This window comes from Bacteroides gallinarum DSM 18171 = JCM 13658, assembly GCF_000374365.1.
GTDB lineage: Bacteria > Bacteroidota > Bacteroidia > Bacteroidales > Bacteroidaceae > Bacteroides > Bacteroides gallinarum.
Window position 1 is genome coordinate 71718 of sequence record NZ_KB894118.1, and the last position, 16628, is coordinate 88345.

Here is a 16628-nt window from a genome sequence, read left to right on the forward strand (position 1 = left end):
CATCGAAAAGTATGAAAAGATACATTGTATACAGCTTATTGGTACTGGCCGTTTCGGGGCTGTTCGTCTCCTGTAACCAAGATACGGACATCGACTACGGGAATAGTATTTTCGAAGGGGGGAGCGAAACTGCACAGAACGCTTTCGACCGGTGGATACAAAACAACTATACCGGCCCTTATAACATCCAGTTGAAATATCACATGGAAGATAAGGAAAGCGATATGACACACGTACTTGTTCCGGCTACCTATGAAAAGTCGGTGGTACTGGCAAAAATAGTTAAACACGTATGGCTGGAGGCCTATGATGAAACTACCGGAAATCCGGACTTCCTGCGTCACTATGTTCCTAAGATACTACATTTTGTAGGTTCCCCGGCTTTTGAGGATAACGGGACAATGGTGGTTGGCACGGCAGAAGGCGGCATGAAGATTACCCTCTATAATGTGAACGACGTAGACCCGAAAAACATCAGCATCGACATCCTGAACGAATATTACTTCCAGACCATGCACCATGAGTTCGCCCATATCCTGCACCAGACCAAGAGCTTCGACCCCTCTTTCGAGCGGATTACGGAAAATGCGTATGTGGGAGCCGACTGGTACATAAAAACCGACCCGGTAACCGGAGCATCGAGCTCCCGCTCCGATAAAGACGCCTGGTTGGAGGGATTTGTCACGGCGTATGCCATGAGTGAACCGCGCGAGGACTTTGTGGAGAATATCTCCATGTATGTCACCAATACGGAAACCTACTGGGACGATATGCTTACCAATGCCGGCGACACCGGCAGGGCACTTATCCAGCGTAAGTTCGATATCGTGTACAACTACATGCTGCAAACCTGGAATATCGATTTAGACCGGTTACGTGAGGCCGTTCTTCGCCGGCAGAACGAGATTGCAAAAGGCGAAGTCGATTTAAGTGTAATTCAATAAAACAAACGTGGAGATGAAACAAAGATTATTCTTTTATACCTTATTGCTTCTTACCGGCTTCTGTTGTCAGTCGTGCCTTTTCCAGGAAGACGATTTGTTCGGAGAACCCTCGGCGGTAAGGTCTGCAACGGCGGTAACCGGAGTGCAGGAGATATTGCAGAATGTACCGAACGGTTGGAAACTCGAATATTATGCAGGTACTGGCTATTCGTTGGGCGGTACTACCCTTCTGATGCGTTTCGCAGACGGACATGTCGATATGGCGGCCGGAACCGGGCCGAGCGCTTATAAACCGGGAACGGTGGTCGGGTCGTTATACCAGGTCACTGCCGAGCAGGCTACGATGATTACTTTCGACACCTGCAACCTGCTGCTGCATAATTATTCGACTCCCCTGGATGCCAACATGAGCCTGGAGGGAGATTACGAATTTATCGTAATGAGCGCTTCCGAGGACAAAGTCGTGCTACAAGGTAAGCGGTATGGAAATATAATGGAGATGACACCGGTTCCTAAGGACATTCCATGGCGTATCGTGCTGGACGATATAGACGTCATCGAACAGGATGCCGGCGGACGGGCATACCGGTTGGAGAAAGACGGAAAGCTGCAAAAACTCTTCCTCCGCAATAACGGTACGTTTGCCACGTTCTCGGCGTACGATGTCGCTACGGGAGCCGAAGAAATCGTATCGTATATATACACGGAGAAAGGGTTGAGGCTCTATACCGGTTATGATGCGGGCGGAACAAACGTACAGAATTTTGAATGGGATAAGAAAGAGCGCCGGTTCGTATGCGTAGATGCAGACGCTTCCGGTGTGGTCCTTGTGGAATATGCTTTGGACAACCGTACCCCTTACGAGACATATGTAGGCAGTTATGAGGCTGCGGTCAGCCGGGTGGGCGAGGATGCCCAGGTCGTTACGGAAAACCTTTCCGTTACCATAACTCCCGATGTTGCCGGAGAAAGTTATTCGCTGAAAGGGCTGGTCGTGATAGAAGACCTCAAATTGTCGTTGGATATACCGCTCTTGTACGATAAGACTACCGGCGAGCTGATACTGGACTCCCAGGTAATCGGCAATTATAATAACTATTACTACTTTGCCTGCGTGGCGGGCAGCGGCAATTACGCCCATACCGAGCTGAACATGCCTGCCCGTCTGCGTGGCGGATTGGTGAGCGTTGTCGACGACCAGTCGCCGTTGAAGCTGCATTTCGTTGATAAGCTGAGCGCTACCGATACTTCCATGCTCGTCTGGTTATATGATTCGGAAGAATTTTCCATGTCGTCCGCTATGGGATACTGGTACTATTACACATTTATTTCGCTTACGAAGAAGGACCCTCAAAATTAATACGATTATGACGAATAAGATAAATATATACTTGCTGCTTGCCGTCCTGGCAATAATATGGTCGGGGTGCGATAAGGACGAAAATTCCGTTCCCGGGCTGGAGGTCATCTCTGCTACGGTCAATTTCCAGGCAACGGGAGGAGAAGGAGTAATCGAGTTGCGGTCGGCGGGCGAGGTAACTGTACAGGCAGATGATACGGACTGGTGCTCCGTCAAGGAAGTAGAGGCATCCCGGATAACCTTCGGCGTGAAAGAAAATTACGGCATCGCAGGCAGGAACATGTCTCTCACGGTCAGATGCGGAACAGCCAGCGAAACCCTTTATATCAGCCAGGCGGGAGCCGTTTTCGGCTATTTGAATGATGAGTGGATACTCCGTACCTCCAACGAAGCGGCCGAAATACCGTTTACCCTATACGGGTCGTTGGACTTCGAAGTGAAAATCCCGACGGCATGCCAATCCTGGCTTTCGTTTGTGTGGGACAAAGATGCAAGGAAAGGCAAGTTCATTGTCGGGAAGAACGTATCGGGCTCTATGCGCGGCACTGATATCAGTGTGGTTTCCGGAAAACGCTCCGTTCGTTACCAGGTCATTCAGTACGATATGGATAATATGCTGGGAACCTGGCAGGGACAGTTCAGTGATATGGAAGCCGACTATGCCCTGACCGATGTGGACATACGGAAAGATGCCGACGGAACCTACACAGTGTCTAATATGCTGACAGGTTCGCCTTTCGTATTGCACGCATACGCTTCCGGAAACTGCCTGGCTTTTCCTGCCGGACAGAATACCGGTTCGGACGGCGGTTTGTATTTCTTCTTCGAACTGGTCGATGCAAAAGGCAATTTTGTAAGCAACCCGTCCCAAGCCATTACTTTAGGTCCGGTCATGCAGGCAGACGGCAGTTTCATACTTGCTTTCGGCGGAGTGAAGGAAGCCGACCCGCTTGCTTTCGTACTGCGGGCGTACGAGGATGAAAATATGGAGAACCTTTACGAAAGTCCTTTTATGCAGACCACCTTCTACTATATCCATTGCGCATTGTATAAATAAGAAGTTCAAATATATCCTGTTTATGAAACATACATTATCTATATTATTCCTGTTCTTCGTTAGCCTGTCGGTTGCCGGCTGCCACGACGACGATACGATAAGTTCCGAGCCCGTAACCGGGCAACACCTTACTTGCAGGATTTTCCTGCCGGAAGACGGTTCGGCGGTCAGCACGGACGAAAAGCTTATTATCCGCGGCGAAGGTACTGCCGATAACGGTAAAATCATTTCGGCCGAACTGAAAGTAGGCGGAATTACTATCTCGGATATCTCCTCCGTACCGTTCTATTATGAATATATCTTTACGAACACCTTGCCGGGAGAGTTGAAAATCGAGCTTCAGGTAAAGGGAGACGCAGATGCCGTTGCCGCTACTTCGGTAACGGTACATACGGTGGCGGGAAAATGAAACATTTATTATTAATCAAATAAAATTCAAGTTATGAAGAAGTTAAGCTTATTATTATGTATAGCCTTAGGGCTATGGGCGTGCGGTGACGATGACCCTACGACGGAACCGGTTCCCGCACCGGGTACGGAGACACATGCTCCGGCGGTTAAAATCGAGAAGGTAACACCCTCTGAAAACTCGGTAGACATAAAGTTTACAGTAGAAGATGCCGAGAAAGCTGTGTATAAGGTCCTTTTAAGCAACGCCGCGCAACCTACCGCTGCGGAGCTTTTGGCAGACAAGGAGGCATCTCCCGTTAATGTGGCGGGCGAAACCGTACAGAAGTCAGGGTTGGAAATCAATAAAGAGTATGTGATTGTTGCGGCAGCCTCATACGGCGAAACCGTTTCCAAATTGGCGGTACAGACATTTAAGACGGAAACCATAACCTTTGCCGTAGAATTCTCCAACATTAAGTGGAACAGTGCGCAATACAAGATTACGCCGTCTAAAGAGACAGCTACTTATGTACATCTGTATGCCAAGAAGGCCGATATGGATAAGTACGAGGGCAAGGACAATGAATTCCTTACGTTCTACATAGAATACCTGGAAGAACTGGCAAAAACACTTCCGGAACTGACTTTTGCCGATATGCTGGATACAGGAGTAAAGGGCGAAATGCTCGCAACCCTGGAAGAAGATGCGGAATACGTAGTGGTAGCGTTCGGTTTGACGGCCGATAAAGTTGTAACGACCCCGTTGTACAGATTCGATTTCCGAACGACTAAATTCGAAGTGGCGGATGACTGTACGTTTGAGTTCGAATTCTCGAATGTCCTTCCCAATAATCTCGATGTAAAAGTTACCCCGTCCAAGGAAACGACACGCTGGTATGTAAGTGTGTCTTCCGCCGAACGTTTGGACGAATATACTGCTGAGGCATGGGCCGACCGTCTGATATTGCAGGAAACAGGGTATTTTGGCATAGACTGGGCAGGCGATAACTATATTTATACCGGTACGCGAACCTTGAATGTCATGAATGATTTGAACCTTACGGAATTGAAACCCGAGCAGGAATATTTTGCTATTGCTTTCGGTGTGGATAAGAAAGGCGTACGTACAACCAGGGCTTTCGTTTCCGAAATGCAGAAAACACCGGCTCCGAGTACGGTTACAGGACTTACTATCGGCATTAACATCGATTTGAATGGAGCGTACGGAACAGCTATCACATATACTCCTTCCGACCTTTCGGCAGGGTATATGCTCGGAACGTTCTCAAAAGAAGATTTTGTAAAGCATGGAGCGACCGATGAGGAGTTCATCCAATATTTTATCGAAAACTTCGGATATCTGTTAGGCTATGCTTATACGGGGGAATACACTGACAATGTCACTTATGTAGGTACGGTTTATCCCGGAGAAGAATATGTTACATGGGCTTTCGGTTACACACAGGAAGACGGAGCTACGACAGGCTTATTTAAGCAAGAGTTTACGGAACCGGACAGAACCAGTACCCCGGCAACTTCATCATTAAAGAGCGCGAAGAAGAAAAATATGAATTTTACGGAAAAAATGCTTTTTCATTTTTAATACTCTCCCCAAAATAGCTTCGGCTATCTAATTTTTTTTTGACAAGTGACCATAGGATGTACCGGATGTGAATCGGGTACATCCTTTTTTTTCTCATAAACAGAAGCTATCCATACCGTTTGCTTATCCTACCGGAATTAGGGCTTATATCCTGGTTCACAGTATGAAACACTTTGTTTTCCCCTTTGGAACAAAGTGTTCACAGCATGAAAAACAAAGTGTTCACAACATGAAAAACAAAGTGTTCGCAGCGTGGAAAACAAAGTGTTCGCAGCGTGGAAAACAAAGTGTTCGCAACATGAAAAACAAAGTGTTCGCAGCATGGAAAACAAAGTGTTCATGCCTATGGAACAGTTTGTTTCAAAGGGTGGAACAAACTGTTCCGACAGGGCGAACAATTAGTTCCAACTGTTGAAACACCATTCACTCCACATGCCGAATCCGGTAGGAAGCCTATTCTTTTTGTCTTATTCAGTGCCGGCAACTCCATGATATAATGCTAAAGGATACGGATATCACGGTATTTATCAGCTTATATCCCGTTTCCATACACTTTTGTGTGCGGTGCGTTCCCTGCCTCTTGTGTAGTGGACGGAAAAAAAGGCATAGGCAATCTTGTGCCGGAAAAAATAATACTTCTTTAGGAAATATGAAGAATAACCATTACTTTTGTTGCAAATAGTTAGTTTTGAATAATTAATAGATAAATATCGAACGGACGGGTATTGATAAACGGACGATAAACGGACAATAGACAGACTATAAACGAATAATAAACGAGCAATAGATAAGGCAATAGACAGATATAAACAGGCAATAAACAGAATAAACGAACAATAACAGACTATAAACAGATAATAAACGGATATCTGAATACGCAGGTATTCGATAAGCGAATATAAATAACCGAATAATTAAATAAGCGAGATATGAAAGAACTGGATTGGGCTAATCTGCCGTTCGGCTATATGAAGACAGATTACAATGTGAGAATTTACTATCGTAACGAACAGTGGGGCGCATTGGAAGTATGCAGCGAGGAAACTATCCCTATGCACATGGCAGCCACCTGCTTGCACTATGGCCAGGAAGCATTCGAAGGCTTGAAAGCATTCCGTGGCAAAGACGGTAAGGTACGCATCTTCCGTCTGGAAGAAAATGCGGCGCGCCTGCAATCTACCTGCCGCGGTATCCTGATGCCCGAGCTGCCGACAGAACGTTTTAAGGAAGCCATTCTCAAAGTCGTGAAACTGAACGAACGCTTCATCCCGCCTTACGAATCGGGAGCCTCCCTGTATATCCGTCCGCTGCTAGTGGGTACGGGAGCGCAAGTCGGAGTACATCCGGCAAAGGAATACCTGTTCGTTGTGTTCGTAACGCCGGTAGGACCTTACTTCAAGGGAGGGTTCTCTACCAATCCGTACGTTATTATCCGTGAGTTCGACCGTGCCGCACCGCTGGGCACAGGCATTTATAAAGTAGGTGGTAACTACGCGGCAAGCCTGCGCGCCAATAAGAAAGCGCACGACTTGGGCTACGCCTGCGAATTCTACCTGGACGCTAAAGAAAAGAAATACATCGACGAATGCGGTGCAGCCAATTTCTTCGGCATCAAAGACAACACCTATATCACACCGAAATCCACATCTATCCTTCCGTCCATTACCAACAAGAGCCTGATGCAACTTGCCGAGGACATGGGCATGAAGGTAGAGCGCCGTCCGGTTCCGGAAGAAGAACTGCTGACCTTCGAAGAAGCGGGCGCTTGCGGCACGGCAGCCGTTATCAGCCCTATCGAGCGCATCGACGATGTGGAGAACGGCAAGTCGTACGTCATTGCCAAAGACGGCAAGCCGGGACCCGTCTGCACCAAGCTGTACAATAAGCTGCGCGCTATCCAGTACGGCGACGAGCCCGATGTACACGGCTGGGTAACTATCGTGGAATAACGCATGAATATAAAGATTACGACCCTCGTCGAAAATTCGGTTTACGGCAAGGGATTACAGGGAGAGCACGGGCTTTCCCTGCTTGTTGATACGGGTGGGCATCGCCTGCTGTTCGATACCGGGGCTTCCGACCTCTTTATACGCAACGCCCGGGTGCTCGGCATCGATTTGAGAGAAGTGGACTTCCTGGTGCTGTCGCACGGACATCGCGACCATACGGGCGGGCTGCACCACTTCCTTGCGCTGAACGATAAGGCGGAGGTTATCTGCAAGAAAGAACTTTTCCGTCCGAAGTTCAAGGAGGAACGCGAAAACGGCGTGATACAGCCCGATGCGTTGGATAGCACCCGTTTCCGTTTTGTGGAAGAAACCACAGAGTTGTGCCCCGGCGTGTTCATCTTTCCGCAACTGGCGATAACTGACGAGGAAGATACACACTTCGAGCACTTCTTCACAACAGCGGAAGGAGGAGGCAGGCAAGCCGATACCTTTGCGGACGAGCTGGCGCTGGTGCTGAGGCAAACCGGCGGAATATCCGTTTTGAGCGCCTGCTCGCACCGGGGGATTACGAATATCGTCCGCACGGTGCAGGACAACTTTCCCCAGCAACCGTTGAGGCTGGTGCTGGGCGGCTTCCACATCCGTAATACGGAGAGGGAGAAATTCGAGGTGATAGCCCGTTTCTTTGAAAACCGCCTGCCGCAACGGTTGGGCGTTTGCCATTGCACGGGCATCGATAAATACGCATTGTTCCGTCAATGCTTCGGCGACCGGGTGTTCTACAACTATACCGGTCGGGTAGAAACACTTTAATACATACCGAATGGGAAAGAATAAATTAGAGAAATTCGCCGATATGGCACGTTATCCGCACGTTTTCGAATACCCGTATTCGGCGGTGGACAACATTCCGTTTGACATGAGAGGGAACTGGCACGAACGGTTCTTCAAGAACGATAATCCGATTGTGCTGGAACTGGGTTGCGGCCGCGGAGAATATACGGTGGGGTTGGGACGCATGTTTCCCGATAAGAATTTCATCGGCGTAGACATTAAAGGCGCCCGCATGTGGACGGGAGCCACCGAGTCGCTGGAGGCAGGCATGAAAAACGTCGCCTTCCTGCGCACCAACATCGAAATCATAGACCGCTTTTTCGCACCGGGCGAGGTGAGCGAGATATGGCTCACTTTCTCCGACCCGCAGATGAAGAAAGCCACTAAGCGCCTTACCTCTACCTACTTCATGGAGCGCTACCGCAAGTTCCTGAAAGACGGCGGTACTATCCACGTAAAGACCGACAGCAATTTCATGTTCACCTATACCAGATACATGATAGAGAAGAACGGGCTTCCGGTAGAGTTCATCACCGACGACCTCTACCACTCCGGGCTGGTGGACGATATTCTCGGTATCCGCACCTATTACGAGCAGCAATGGCTTGACCGCGGTTTAACCATAAAATACGTCAAGTTCCGGCTTCCGCAATGCGGCGAACTGCAAGAACCCGATGTGGAGATAGAGTTGGATGAGTACCGCAGCTACAACCGTAGCAAGCGCAGCGGCCTCCAGACAAGTAAATAACAAACGGGTTAAGCACAAGCGTTTACCGTTGAATACAATTTTCGTCGAATAGCAAATAATCAATATCTATAAAGTAACCGCTACATAACAGATAATCAATTAATAGCAAATAACCAATATCTATAAAGTAACCATTACATAACAGATAATCAATTAATAACAAATAATCAATATCTATAAAGTAACCGCTACATAACAGATAATCAATTAATAGTAAATAACCAATATCTATAAAGTAACCGCTACATAACAGATAATCAATCAATAACAAATAATCAATATCTATAAAGTGACCGTTACATAACAGATAATCAATCAATAACAAATAATCAACATTTATAAAGTAACCGATACATAACAAATAATCAATCGTAAATCGTCAAATAGTAAATAACATGACTCTCTATCCTAAATTAATCTTAGACGCACTGGCAACCGTGCGCTATCCTGGCAACAAGAAGAACCTCGTAGAGGCGGAAATGGTTGCCGACAACCTGCGTATCGACGGGATGAAAGTCAGTTTCTCATTGGTATTCGAGAAGCCGACCGACCCCTTTATGAAGTCGATGATAAAGGCAGCCGAGACAGCGATACACACCTATGTATCGCCGGAAGTGGAAGTAACTATTACCACGGAAAGCCGTCAGGCAGCACGCCCGGAGGTGGGCAAGCTGCTGCCGCAGGTAAAGAACATCATCGGCGTATCCTCCGGCAAGGGAGGCGTGGGCAAGTCCACCGTTGCCGCTAACCTGGCGGTTTCGCTGGCTAAGTTGGGCTATAAGGTAGGACTGCTGGATGCCGACATCTTCGGGCCCTCCATGCCCAAGATGTTCCAGGTGGAAGACGCACGTCCGTATGCCGAGAACATCGGCGGGCGGGATTTGATTATCCCCGTAGAGAAGTACGGCATCAAACTCCTGTCTATCGGTTTCTTTGTAGACCCCGACCAGGCTACCCTGTGGCGTGGCGGCATGGCGAGCAATGCCCTGAAGCAGTTGATTGCCGATGCCGATTGGGGCGAGCTGGATTACTTCCTGATAGACCTGCCTCCCGGAACGAGCGATATCCACCTCACCGTGGTGCAGACGCTTGCCATGACGGGGGCAGTCGTTGTCAGCACCCCGCAGGCGGTGGCGTTGGCGGACGCCCGCAAAGGTATCAACATGTTTACCAACGATAAGGTGAACGTACCCATTCTCGGGCTGGTAGAGAATATGGCATGGTTTACGCCTGCCGAGCTGCCGGAGAACAAATATTATATCTTCGGCAAGGAAGGCGCCAAGCAACTGGCGGAGGAGATGAACGTGCCTTTGCTGGGACAGATACCCGTTGTACAGAGCATCTGCGAAAGCGGGGACAACGGCACTCCCGTGGCGCTGGACGAAAATACGGCGACGGGGCGCGCTTTCCTGCAACTTGCCGCTGCCGTCGTTCGCCAGGTAGACCGCCGGAACATGGAAATGGCGCCCACCAAAATCGTTGAAACACATAAATAAAAAGCAGTTATAAACTTTAAACCCCAGAAATATGAAAGGCTTGAAGGCATTATTACTCTCCGGCATGTGCATCGCACTGTGCGCATGTTCGTCCAATACATCCACTGTGCAGACAAACGACAAGGGAACCCGTTGGCAATGGGAGAACGGAACGATTGTCGTAGAAACTCCCCAACGCCCGGCAGACCAAAAAAGCGTAATAGGATTGGCACTTTCCAAAATGGAAGCCGTGCGTGTGGGCTTCGTAGGGCTGGGCATGCGCGGTCCCGGAGCGGTGGAACGTTTCACCCATATCCCCGGCACGCAGGTCGTGGCGCTCTGCGATTACGAACGCGAACGGGCGGAACAGTGCCAGGAATACCTTAAACGGGCATCCCTGCCGAAAGCCGCCGTATATTCCGGCGAAAAGGGATACGAGGAACTTTGCAAGCGCGACGATATAGACCTGGTTTACATCGCCACCGACTGGCTGCACCACTTTCCCGTAGCGATGTGCGCTATGGAGAATGGCAAGAACGTGGCTATCGAGGTTCCCTCCGCCATGAACCTGAAAGAGTGCTGGGCGTTGGTCGATATGAGCGAAAAGACCCGCAAGCACTGCATGATTTTGGAAAACTGCTGCTACGACTGGTTCGAGATGAATACGCTGAACATGGCGCAGCAAGGAGTGTTCGGCGAGGTAATCCGTGCGCAAGGCGCTTATATCCATAACCTGAGCCCCTTCTGGGACCATTACTGGAAAAACGGCGAAGGCGACAAATTAGGCTGGCGCCTGGACTATAACATGCGGCATCGCGGAGACGTGTATGCCACTCACGGGCTGGGCCCCGTGGCGCAGGTGCTCGATATTCACCGCGGCGACCGCATGCAGACTTTGGTTGCCATGGACACCAAGTCGGTAGTAGGGAAATCGTTGGTGGAAGCCAGGACGGATTCCGCCTGCAACAACTTCCGCAACGGCGACCACACTACGACGCTGATTCGTACCGCCAACGGCAAGGTAATCGAAATCCAGCATAATGTAATGACCCCCCAGCCGTACAACCGGCTGTACCAGTTGACCGGTTCGAAGGGGTTTGCCAATAAATATCCCGTCGAGGGCTATGCGCTCGATGCCGACCAGCTTACCGCTTCGGGGGTACAGCCTAAGGTAGACGACCTGAACTCGCACGGCTTCCTGCCGGAGGCGGAAATGGAAGCGCTTGTCGCTAAATACCAACATCCTATCTTGAAGAAATACGGCGATATGGCAAAAGAAGTGGGCGGTCATGGCGGCATGGACTTTATCATGGACAGCCGCCTGGTTTATTGCCTGCAAAACGGTTTGCCTTTAGATATGGATGTGTACGACTTGGCGGAGTGATGCTGCCTGGCAGAATTAGGCGAGCTTTCTATGGATAACAATTGTGCTCCGGTAGCATTCCCCGATTTTACCCGCGGCGAGTGGAACGTTGTAAAAGGGTACAAGCATGCTTATGCAAGCCCTGAGGAAGAAGCCGCCGCAATGGAAAAGGCGAAAGCGTTCACTGCCAAACTGAAAGAGCAAGGTGCTAAGGAATGGGCGCAGGTTGAGAAGAAATAACGCTTTTCGATTTTGGGAAATACTTGACATCATCTATCGCATGAAAACAAAATCTTTTCTTCTGTCCCTGTTCCTGGCTGTATCCGCTAATGCACAAATCGTCTATCACGACGCTTCCGCTTTTCCTCTTTTAGGAAAAGCCACCGGGACAGCCCTTACACGCTACGAACGTTTGCCGGACTCTTTACAGCATATTTCCCGTAAACCTTTATGGGAATTGGGGCGTAACAGTGCCGGACTTGCCGTACGTTTTCGCTCTAATTCTACCCGGATTGCAGCCAAATGGAATGTATTGCTCGACAGGAATATGAACCACATGACCCCCACAGGCATTAAAGGACTTGATTTATATTGCCTGCAAGACGGGAAGTGGGTATTTGCCGGGAGCGGACGGCCGCAAGGAAAAGCGAATGAGGCAACGATAGTGAAAGATATGCTGCCCGAAGAACGTGAATATCTTTTATACCTTTCTTTATATGACGGGGTAACCTCTCTTTCTATCGGTGTCGATTCGCTATCTCGAATTAGCAGACCGGCAGTGGAATTACCGGTACGTAAGAAACCGGTTGTATTTTACGGGACAAGTATTCTGCAAGGAGGCTGCGCTTCCCGTCCGGGTATGGCACATACCAATATCTTGGAGCGTTGGCTCAATCGGGAGTGTATCAATCTGGGATTTAGCGGTAATGCTTTGTTGGATTTGGAGATAGCGCATGTGATAGCGGGTGTGGATGCTTCGGTATTTGTATTGGATTTTGTTCCGAATGCCAGTGTGGAGCAGATAAAGGAGCGTGCAGATAAGTTCTATTCCATTATCCGTAGCAAGCATCCTGATACGCCCGTACTTTTTGTGGAGAATCCTATATTTACCCATTCCCGTTTTAATAGAACCGTTGCCAGGGAGGTGAAAGACAAGAACGAAACTTTGCACGCTGTTTTTCAATCCCTAAAGAAACGGGGAGAGAAGAATATCTATCTGCTCTCTTCTAAGGATATGATTGGAAACGATGGAGAAGCTACCGTAGACGGTGTTCATTTTACGGATTTGGGTTTTATGCGTTATGCGGAGATGCTCTACCCGATACTGAAAAAATACATGAAGGAGTAGAGACTATAAGCACCTGTGGGGAGTCCTCACGGATTCCCCACAGATTTTTGTTAGAATAAAATTTATGAAAAAAAAATACTAATACGTTTTATTCCTCCTTGTCCACCTTCGCTTCCGCAATGATGTCCTCGGGAACCGCCTCGCAACGCACGTATTTGTTTACGTCGTTTTCATTGTCTTTGGCAGTCCATATCATGGAGCCCGTTTCCAGTAAATCGGTTACGATGTACTTATTGTTCCATTCTCCGTTGCCATAATCATATACTCCGTCGATAACGGAACCCAGATAAGGGTCTTCCTCGATGCTGAAACCTCCGGTGATGTGCCGTGCGTACATGCTGTCGAATTTCTGGTACATCTCGAAAGTCTGCTCTTTCCTGTCGAAAGTCACATAACAGTACGTACCTTCCGCCAGGGGTTGCCCGTTCCATTCGGCAAGTTCCCATGTCCCGTTCAGGTTGGCAGGAGTTACTGCAAGTGTAGGAATTACCGCTTCATCGTCGTCGCAGGCGGAGAAGCAGCACAGGAAGGCAAATAAAGCCATTAAGTTGAAAATATTCTTCATATTCGTTTTCTTGTTTTTATCGTTACTTGATACAGTTTACTTTGATGTCGAGCGTCCGATCTGACGGCCGTGCGTCCAGTCCCTCTATTATAACCGGAAAGCTGAACTGCCCTCCTTTCCCGTGGGGAATCTTCGAGGCATCGACGGTTATTACGATGTCCGCCTCCTCTCCCGGGTTTATAACTTCGGGCTCTGTGCGGAACGTGGCGAAACCGGGTATGATTACTGCGGACAGTCTCAGTGGCTTTTCCCCGCTATTTCCGCATAAAATCCTTTCGGCCTGCCTTTTTCCGGGCGCTACTTCCTTGAACTCCATTCGCTTCTGTTTCAGCCTCAGTTTCCCCATTGCGTAAGGGTATCTTGCCCATTGTCCTGCCGCCGGCAATACGTTGCCTATGAGCGTCAGCTTCGCTACGGGGGCTTTTTCTGATTGTGCGAGATATACGAATGCATTCGTATCCACCGTTCCCGGATGATTTTTGGGGTTGTACACCAATGTGATGTCCCTCTTTCCTCCCGGTTCTATGTCTCCCGCCTCTACGTGTGCAACCGCACATCCGCAGGTTGTCCTCACTCTTTCCAGTCGGACGGTCTTTTCGCTGATGTTGGTGCATACGAACCTGTATGTTCTCGGTTCATCGTCCTCCGTCAGTGTTCCGATGTCCTGCACCGTCCTGTCGAAGCGTATTATCTGCTCCGCCTCTTTAGCGAGGAGAGGGTTTACCAGCGAATCCGCCCTCGACCGTGTAAGGAAGCGGGTATCCTGGGCATTGGCTGCCCAGGAATAACCGAATCCCATACAGAATATAAATAACTGTATTCTATTAACTGGTTTCATTAAATCGTGAAAATTACATCCAACCGTTGTCGTTTGCGTTCTTGCGCACCGTAACGGTGACTGTCTGTTCGCTTCCGCCGTTTACTTTTACGGTAATCTTGGCAGCTCCGGTTTTTACTCCGGTTACGCTCATAATCGTGCCGTCTACGGTTACCGTGGCTATTGCGGCATCGGATGATGTGCAGGTGTAAGCCAGTTGTTCGCCGTCTACGAAGTAGTAAGCCAGGTTGAGCCTCGATATGGCATTTTCCGCTACATATATGTTGGGAACCTTCATATCCGAGCCGCTTCCTGCGATGTTGTTCAGCAACGCTCCGGCATCCACGACTCCCGCACCCATTTTGCCGATGTACTTGGACAACTCCATGATAGTGGGAGAGGCGGCAGGCGAGATATGGTTCTGATAATAAACCTTCTTCTTACCGTTCTTGTAATAGTCGTCTACCGGTTTTGCCGAGCTTTTCAATAACTGTATGAACTCGCTCGCCTTGAAGTGGCGCCGCTGCTGTACGGCATACGACAGCCCCAATGCCACTACGCCGGAGGCGTGCGGGCATGCCATGGAAGTACCTTCCATATACCCGTAGGCAGCCCTGCCGTTCTGTATCAGGGTAGAGAGGATAGAGCCGGAAGCTGCTGCCGTGTTGTCCGACGGGTCGATGAACTCCGTATCTTCTTCTCCGATAGGATTATAGTATTCCGTATCTCCGCCCGGTGCGCAAACATCCACTTCCACACCGTAGTTGCTATAACAGGAAGGAGTAAAGTCGGCTGCTACGGCGCTTACGGTGAGGCATTTGGAATATGCTCCCGGATAACCGGGAAGCCCGGCGTATTCGTTGCCGGCTGCAAAAATGGCGATACCGCCGTCTATTACGCCGTTGGGCGAACCTGCGTTGTTGATAAAGTAATCCAGTGTCTCCTTTTCCAGCGGATAGGTGGTAGCCCATTCCTTTTCGGTGGCGGGGCCCAGGACGTATCCGTCCACCTCGTTGGCCTCTGCGGAGTTGTATCCCCAACTGCATTGCAGGATAACCGCTCCGTTGTCGGCGGCATACTTGATAGCCTTTGCCTCTCCGTTCAGCGAAACGCCGCTTTCACCGGAAAATACCTGGCACGACATGATTTTCACGCCGGAATTCTTCGAGCCGTCTCCTCCGGCAATGCCGCATACGCCTATACCGTTGTTATTGGTGGCGGCAATCGTTCCGGCAACGTGCGTGCCGTGTCCGCTGTCGTTTACATCCGTCCACGAGATGATTGCGGTGTTGTTTACAAAGTTATATCCATACCTGTCGTCCTTGTATCCGTTGCCGTCCGCGTCTTTCTCGGCATACAGCTCTTCTTCGGGGTTAGTCCAGATGTTGTCCTTCAGGTCGGGGTGGGTGTACATAACTCCTTCGTCCAGTACGGCAACGATGATAGAAGGGTCGCCTGTACACTTTTGCCATGCTTCGTAGCAGCCTACGTCGCATCCGGCTATCGAGCCGGCAAGCGTTTCGCCCTTGCTTACTTTATCGAATATATTGCTGCCCGAATTATGGTAGTGCCATTGGTAGGCAAGCCCCGGGTCGGAAAATACATTTCCCGATGCCCCGCTGCGGGTTACCGCTTTCCGTTGCAAAACTTTTTCGCTTACATAAGTGCGGTGCGCTTTCGTGCTGTAAGCGCGTTTGATGTGGGTATTGCCCTGCACTTTGGATATTTCTCCCAATTTACCGAGGCGGCCGGCAGCTTCCTGCAAGTCCGTGTCCTCGTCGAATTTCACCAGATACCACAGGTGAAGCCCGGCGATACGGGTACGTTCTTCGTTCAGGGCGTCTACCGGGAAGATGCGTTCGAAATGGTAACCGCCCAGTATATCCAGCACCTCGTCGGTGGAGGGGATACCCGAACGGGTCATTACACCGCCGCTCTTTGCCGCCCTTGTCATGGTCTGGTCGAGGATGTCGGTCATCTCCGGCTTGAACTTAATCAGCAACTCGCCCGAGGTGACATCTGCCGGAAGCCGAATTTCCGTCCCCCCCGTAGGGGTAGACGGTTGTTCTATGATTTCCTGCTCCGTACAGGCTGTCATCGCCAGGGAGAAGAGTGCTATATAGATGAATCTTTTCTTCATTGTTTCTTTTTAAAATTATTGCTTGTTAATGATTC

General features: G+C 49.5%; 13 protein-coding genes and 1 pseudogene. 11 read left to right on the forward strand and 3 right to left on the reverse strand.

From position 1 onward, the window contains the following. Positions 1-11: 11 nt before the first annotated feature. The 11 genes and pseudogenes from C233_RS0104060 (at position 12) to C233_RS0104110 (ending at position 13071) form a co-directional block, all read left to right on the forward strand. Complete coding sequence (locus C233_RS0104060) at positions 12-944, forward strand: zinc-binding metallopeptidase (protein WP_018666140.1); 933 nt, start codon at positions 12-14, stop codon at positions 942-944. 13 nt (positions 945-957) lie between these two features. Continuing rightward, complete coding sequence (locus tag C233_RS0104065; protein WP_025068942.1) at positions 958-2304, forward strand: DUF4302 domain-containing protein; 1347 nt, start codon at positions 958-960, stop codon at positions 2302-2304. Between the two features lie 7 nt (positions 2305-2311). Then, complete coding sequence (locus C233_RS0104070) at positions 2312-3361, forward strand: BACON domain-containing protein (RefSeq protein WP_018666142.1); 1050 nt, start codon at positions 2312-2314, stop codon at positions 3359-3361. A 22-nt stretch (positions 3362-3383) separates the two neighbouring features. After that, positions 3384-3770 (forward strand): hypothetical protein, encoded by a 387-nt coding sequence (locus tag C233_RS0104075; RefSeq protein WP_018666143.1) that lies wholly within the window; start codon positions 3384-3386, stop codon positions 3768-3770. Between the two features lie 33 nt (positions 3771-3803). Continuing rightward, positions 3804-5354 carry a hypothetical protein gene (locus C233_RS0104080; RefSeq protein ID WP_018666144.1) on the forward strand — a complete coding sequence of 517 codons (1551 nt, stop codon included), beginning with the start codon at positions 3804-3806 and terminating at the stop codon, positions 5352-5354. Positions 5355-6283: 929 nt separating this feature from the next. Continuing rightward, positions 6284-7303 carry a branched-chain amino acid aminotransferase gene (locus C233_RS0104085; RefSeq protein ID WP_018666145.1) on the forward strand — a complete coding sequence of 340 codons (1020 nt, stop codon included), beginning with the start codon at positions 6284-6286 and terminating at the stop codon, positions 7301-7303. Between the two features lie 3 nt (positions 7304-7306). Continuing rightward, the gene (locus C233_RS0104090) at positions 7307-8116 is read left to right on the forward strand and encodes an MBL fold metallo-hydrolase (RefSeq protein ID WP_018666146.1); all 810 of its coding nucleotides are present in this window, start codon (positions 7307-7309) and stop codon (positions 8114-8116) included. A 10-nt stretch (positions 8117-8126) separates the two neighbouring features. Further along, positions 8127-8885 carry a tRNA (guanosine(46)-N7)-methyltransferase TrmB gene (gene trmB, locus C233_RS0104095; protein ID WP_018666147.1) on the forward strand — a complete coding sequence of 253 codons (759 nt, stop codon included), beginning with the start codon at positions 8127-8129 and terminating at the stop codon, positions 8883-8885. A gap of 395 nt (positions 8886-9280) precedes the next feature. Further along, positions 9281-10381 carry an Mrp/NBP35 family ATP-binding protein gene (locus C233_RS0104100; protein WP_018666148.1) on the forward strand — a complete coding sequence of 367 codons (1101 nt, stop codon included), beginning with the start codon at positions 9281-9283 and terminating at the stop codon, positions 10379-10381. Positions 10382-10412: 31 nt separating this feature from the next. Then, positions 10413-11963, forward strand: a pseudogene (locus C233_RS22275) (Gfo/Idh/MocA family protein). A gap of 40 nt (positions 11964-12003) precedes the next feature. Further along, entirely contained in the window at positions 12004-13071 is a 1068-nt protein-coding gene (locus C233_RS0104110; protein ID WP_018666151.1) for an SGNH/GDSL hydrolase family protein, read from the forward strand. Positions 13072-13159: 88 nt separating this feature from the next. Here the strand turns inward: C233_RS0104110 and C233_RS0104115 are convergent, their stop codons facing one another. The 3 genes from C233_RS0104115 to C233_RS0104125 are packed head-to-tail and all read right to left on the reverse strand — an operon-like array spanning position 13160 to position 16593. Next, positions 13160-13636 (reverse strand): lipocalin-like domain-containing protein, encoded by a 477-nt coding sequence (locus C233_RS0104115; RefSeq protein ID WP_018666152.1) that lies wholly within the window; start codon positions 13634-13636, stop codon positions 13160-13162. Positions 13637-13658: 22 nt separating this feature from the next. After that, on the reverse strand, positions 13659-14474 hold the full coding sequence (locus C233_RS0104120) for a DUF1573 domain-containing protein (RefSeq protein WP_026314719.1): 816 nt from the start codon (positions 14472-14474) through the stop codon (positions 13659-13661). Between the two features lie 13 nt (positions 14475-14487). Further along, on the reverse strand, positions 14488-16593 hold the full coding sequence (locus C233_RS0104125; protein WP_018666154.1) for a S8 family serine peptidase: 2106 nt from the start codon (positions 16591-16593) through the stop codon (positions 14488-14490). Between the last annotated feature and the right edge of the window lie 35 nt (positions 16594-16628).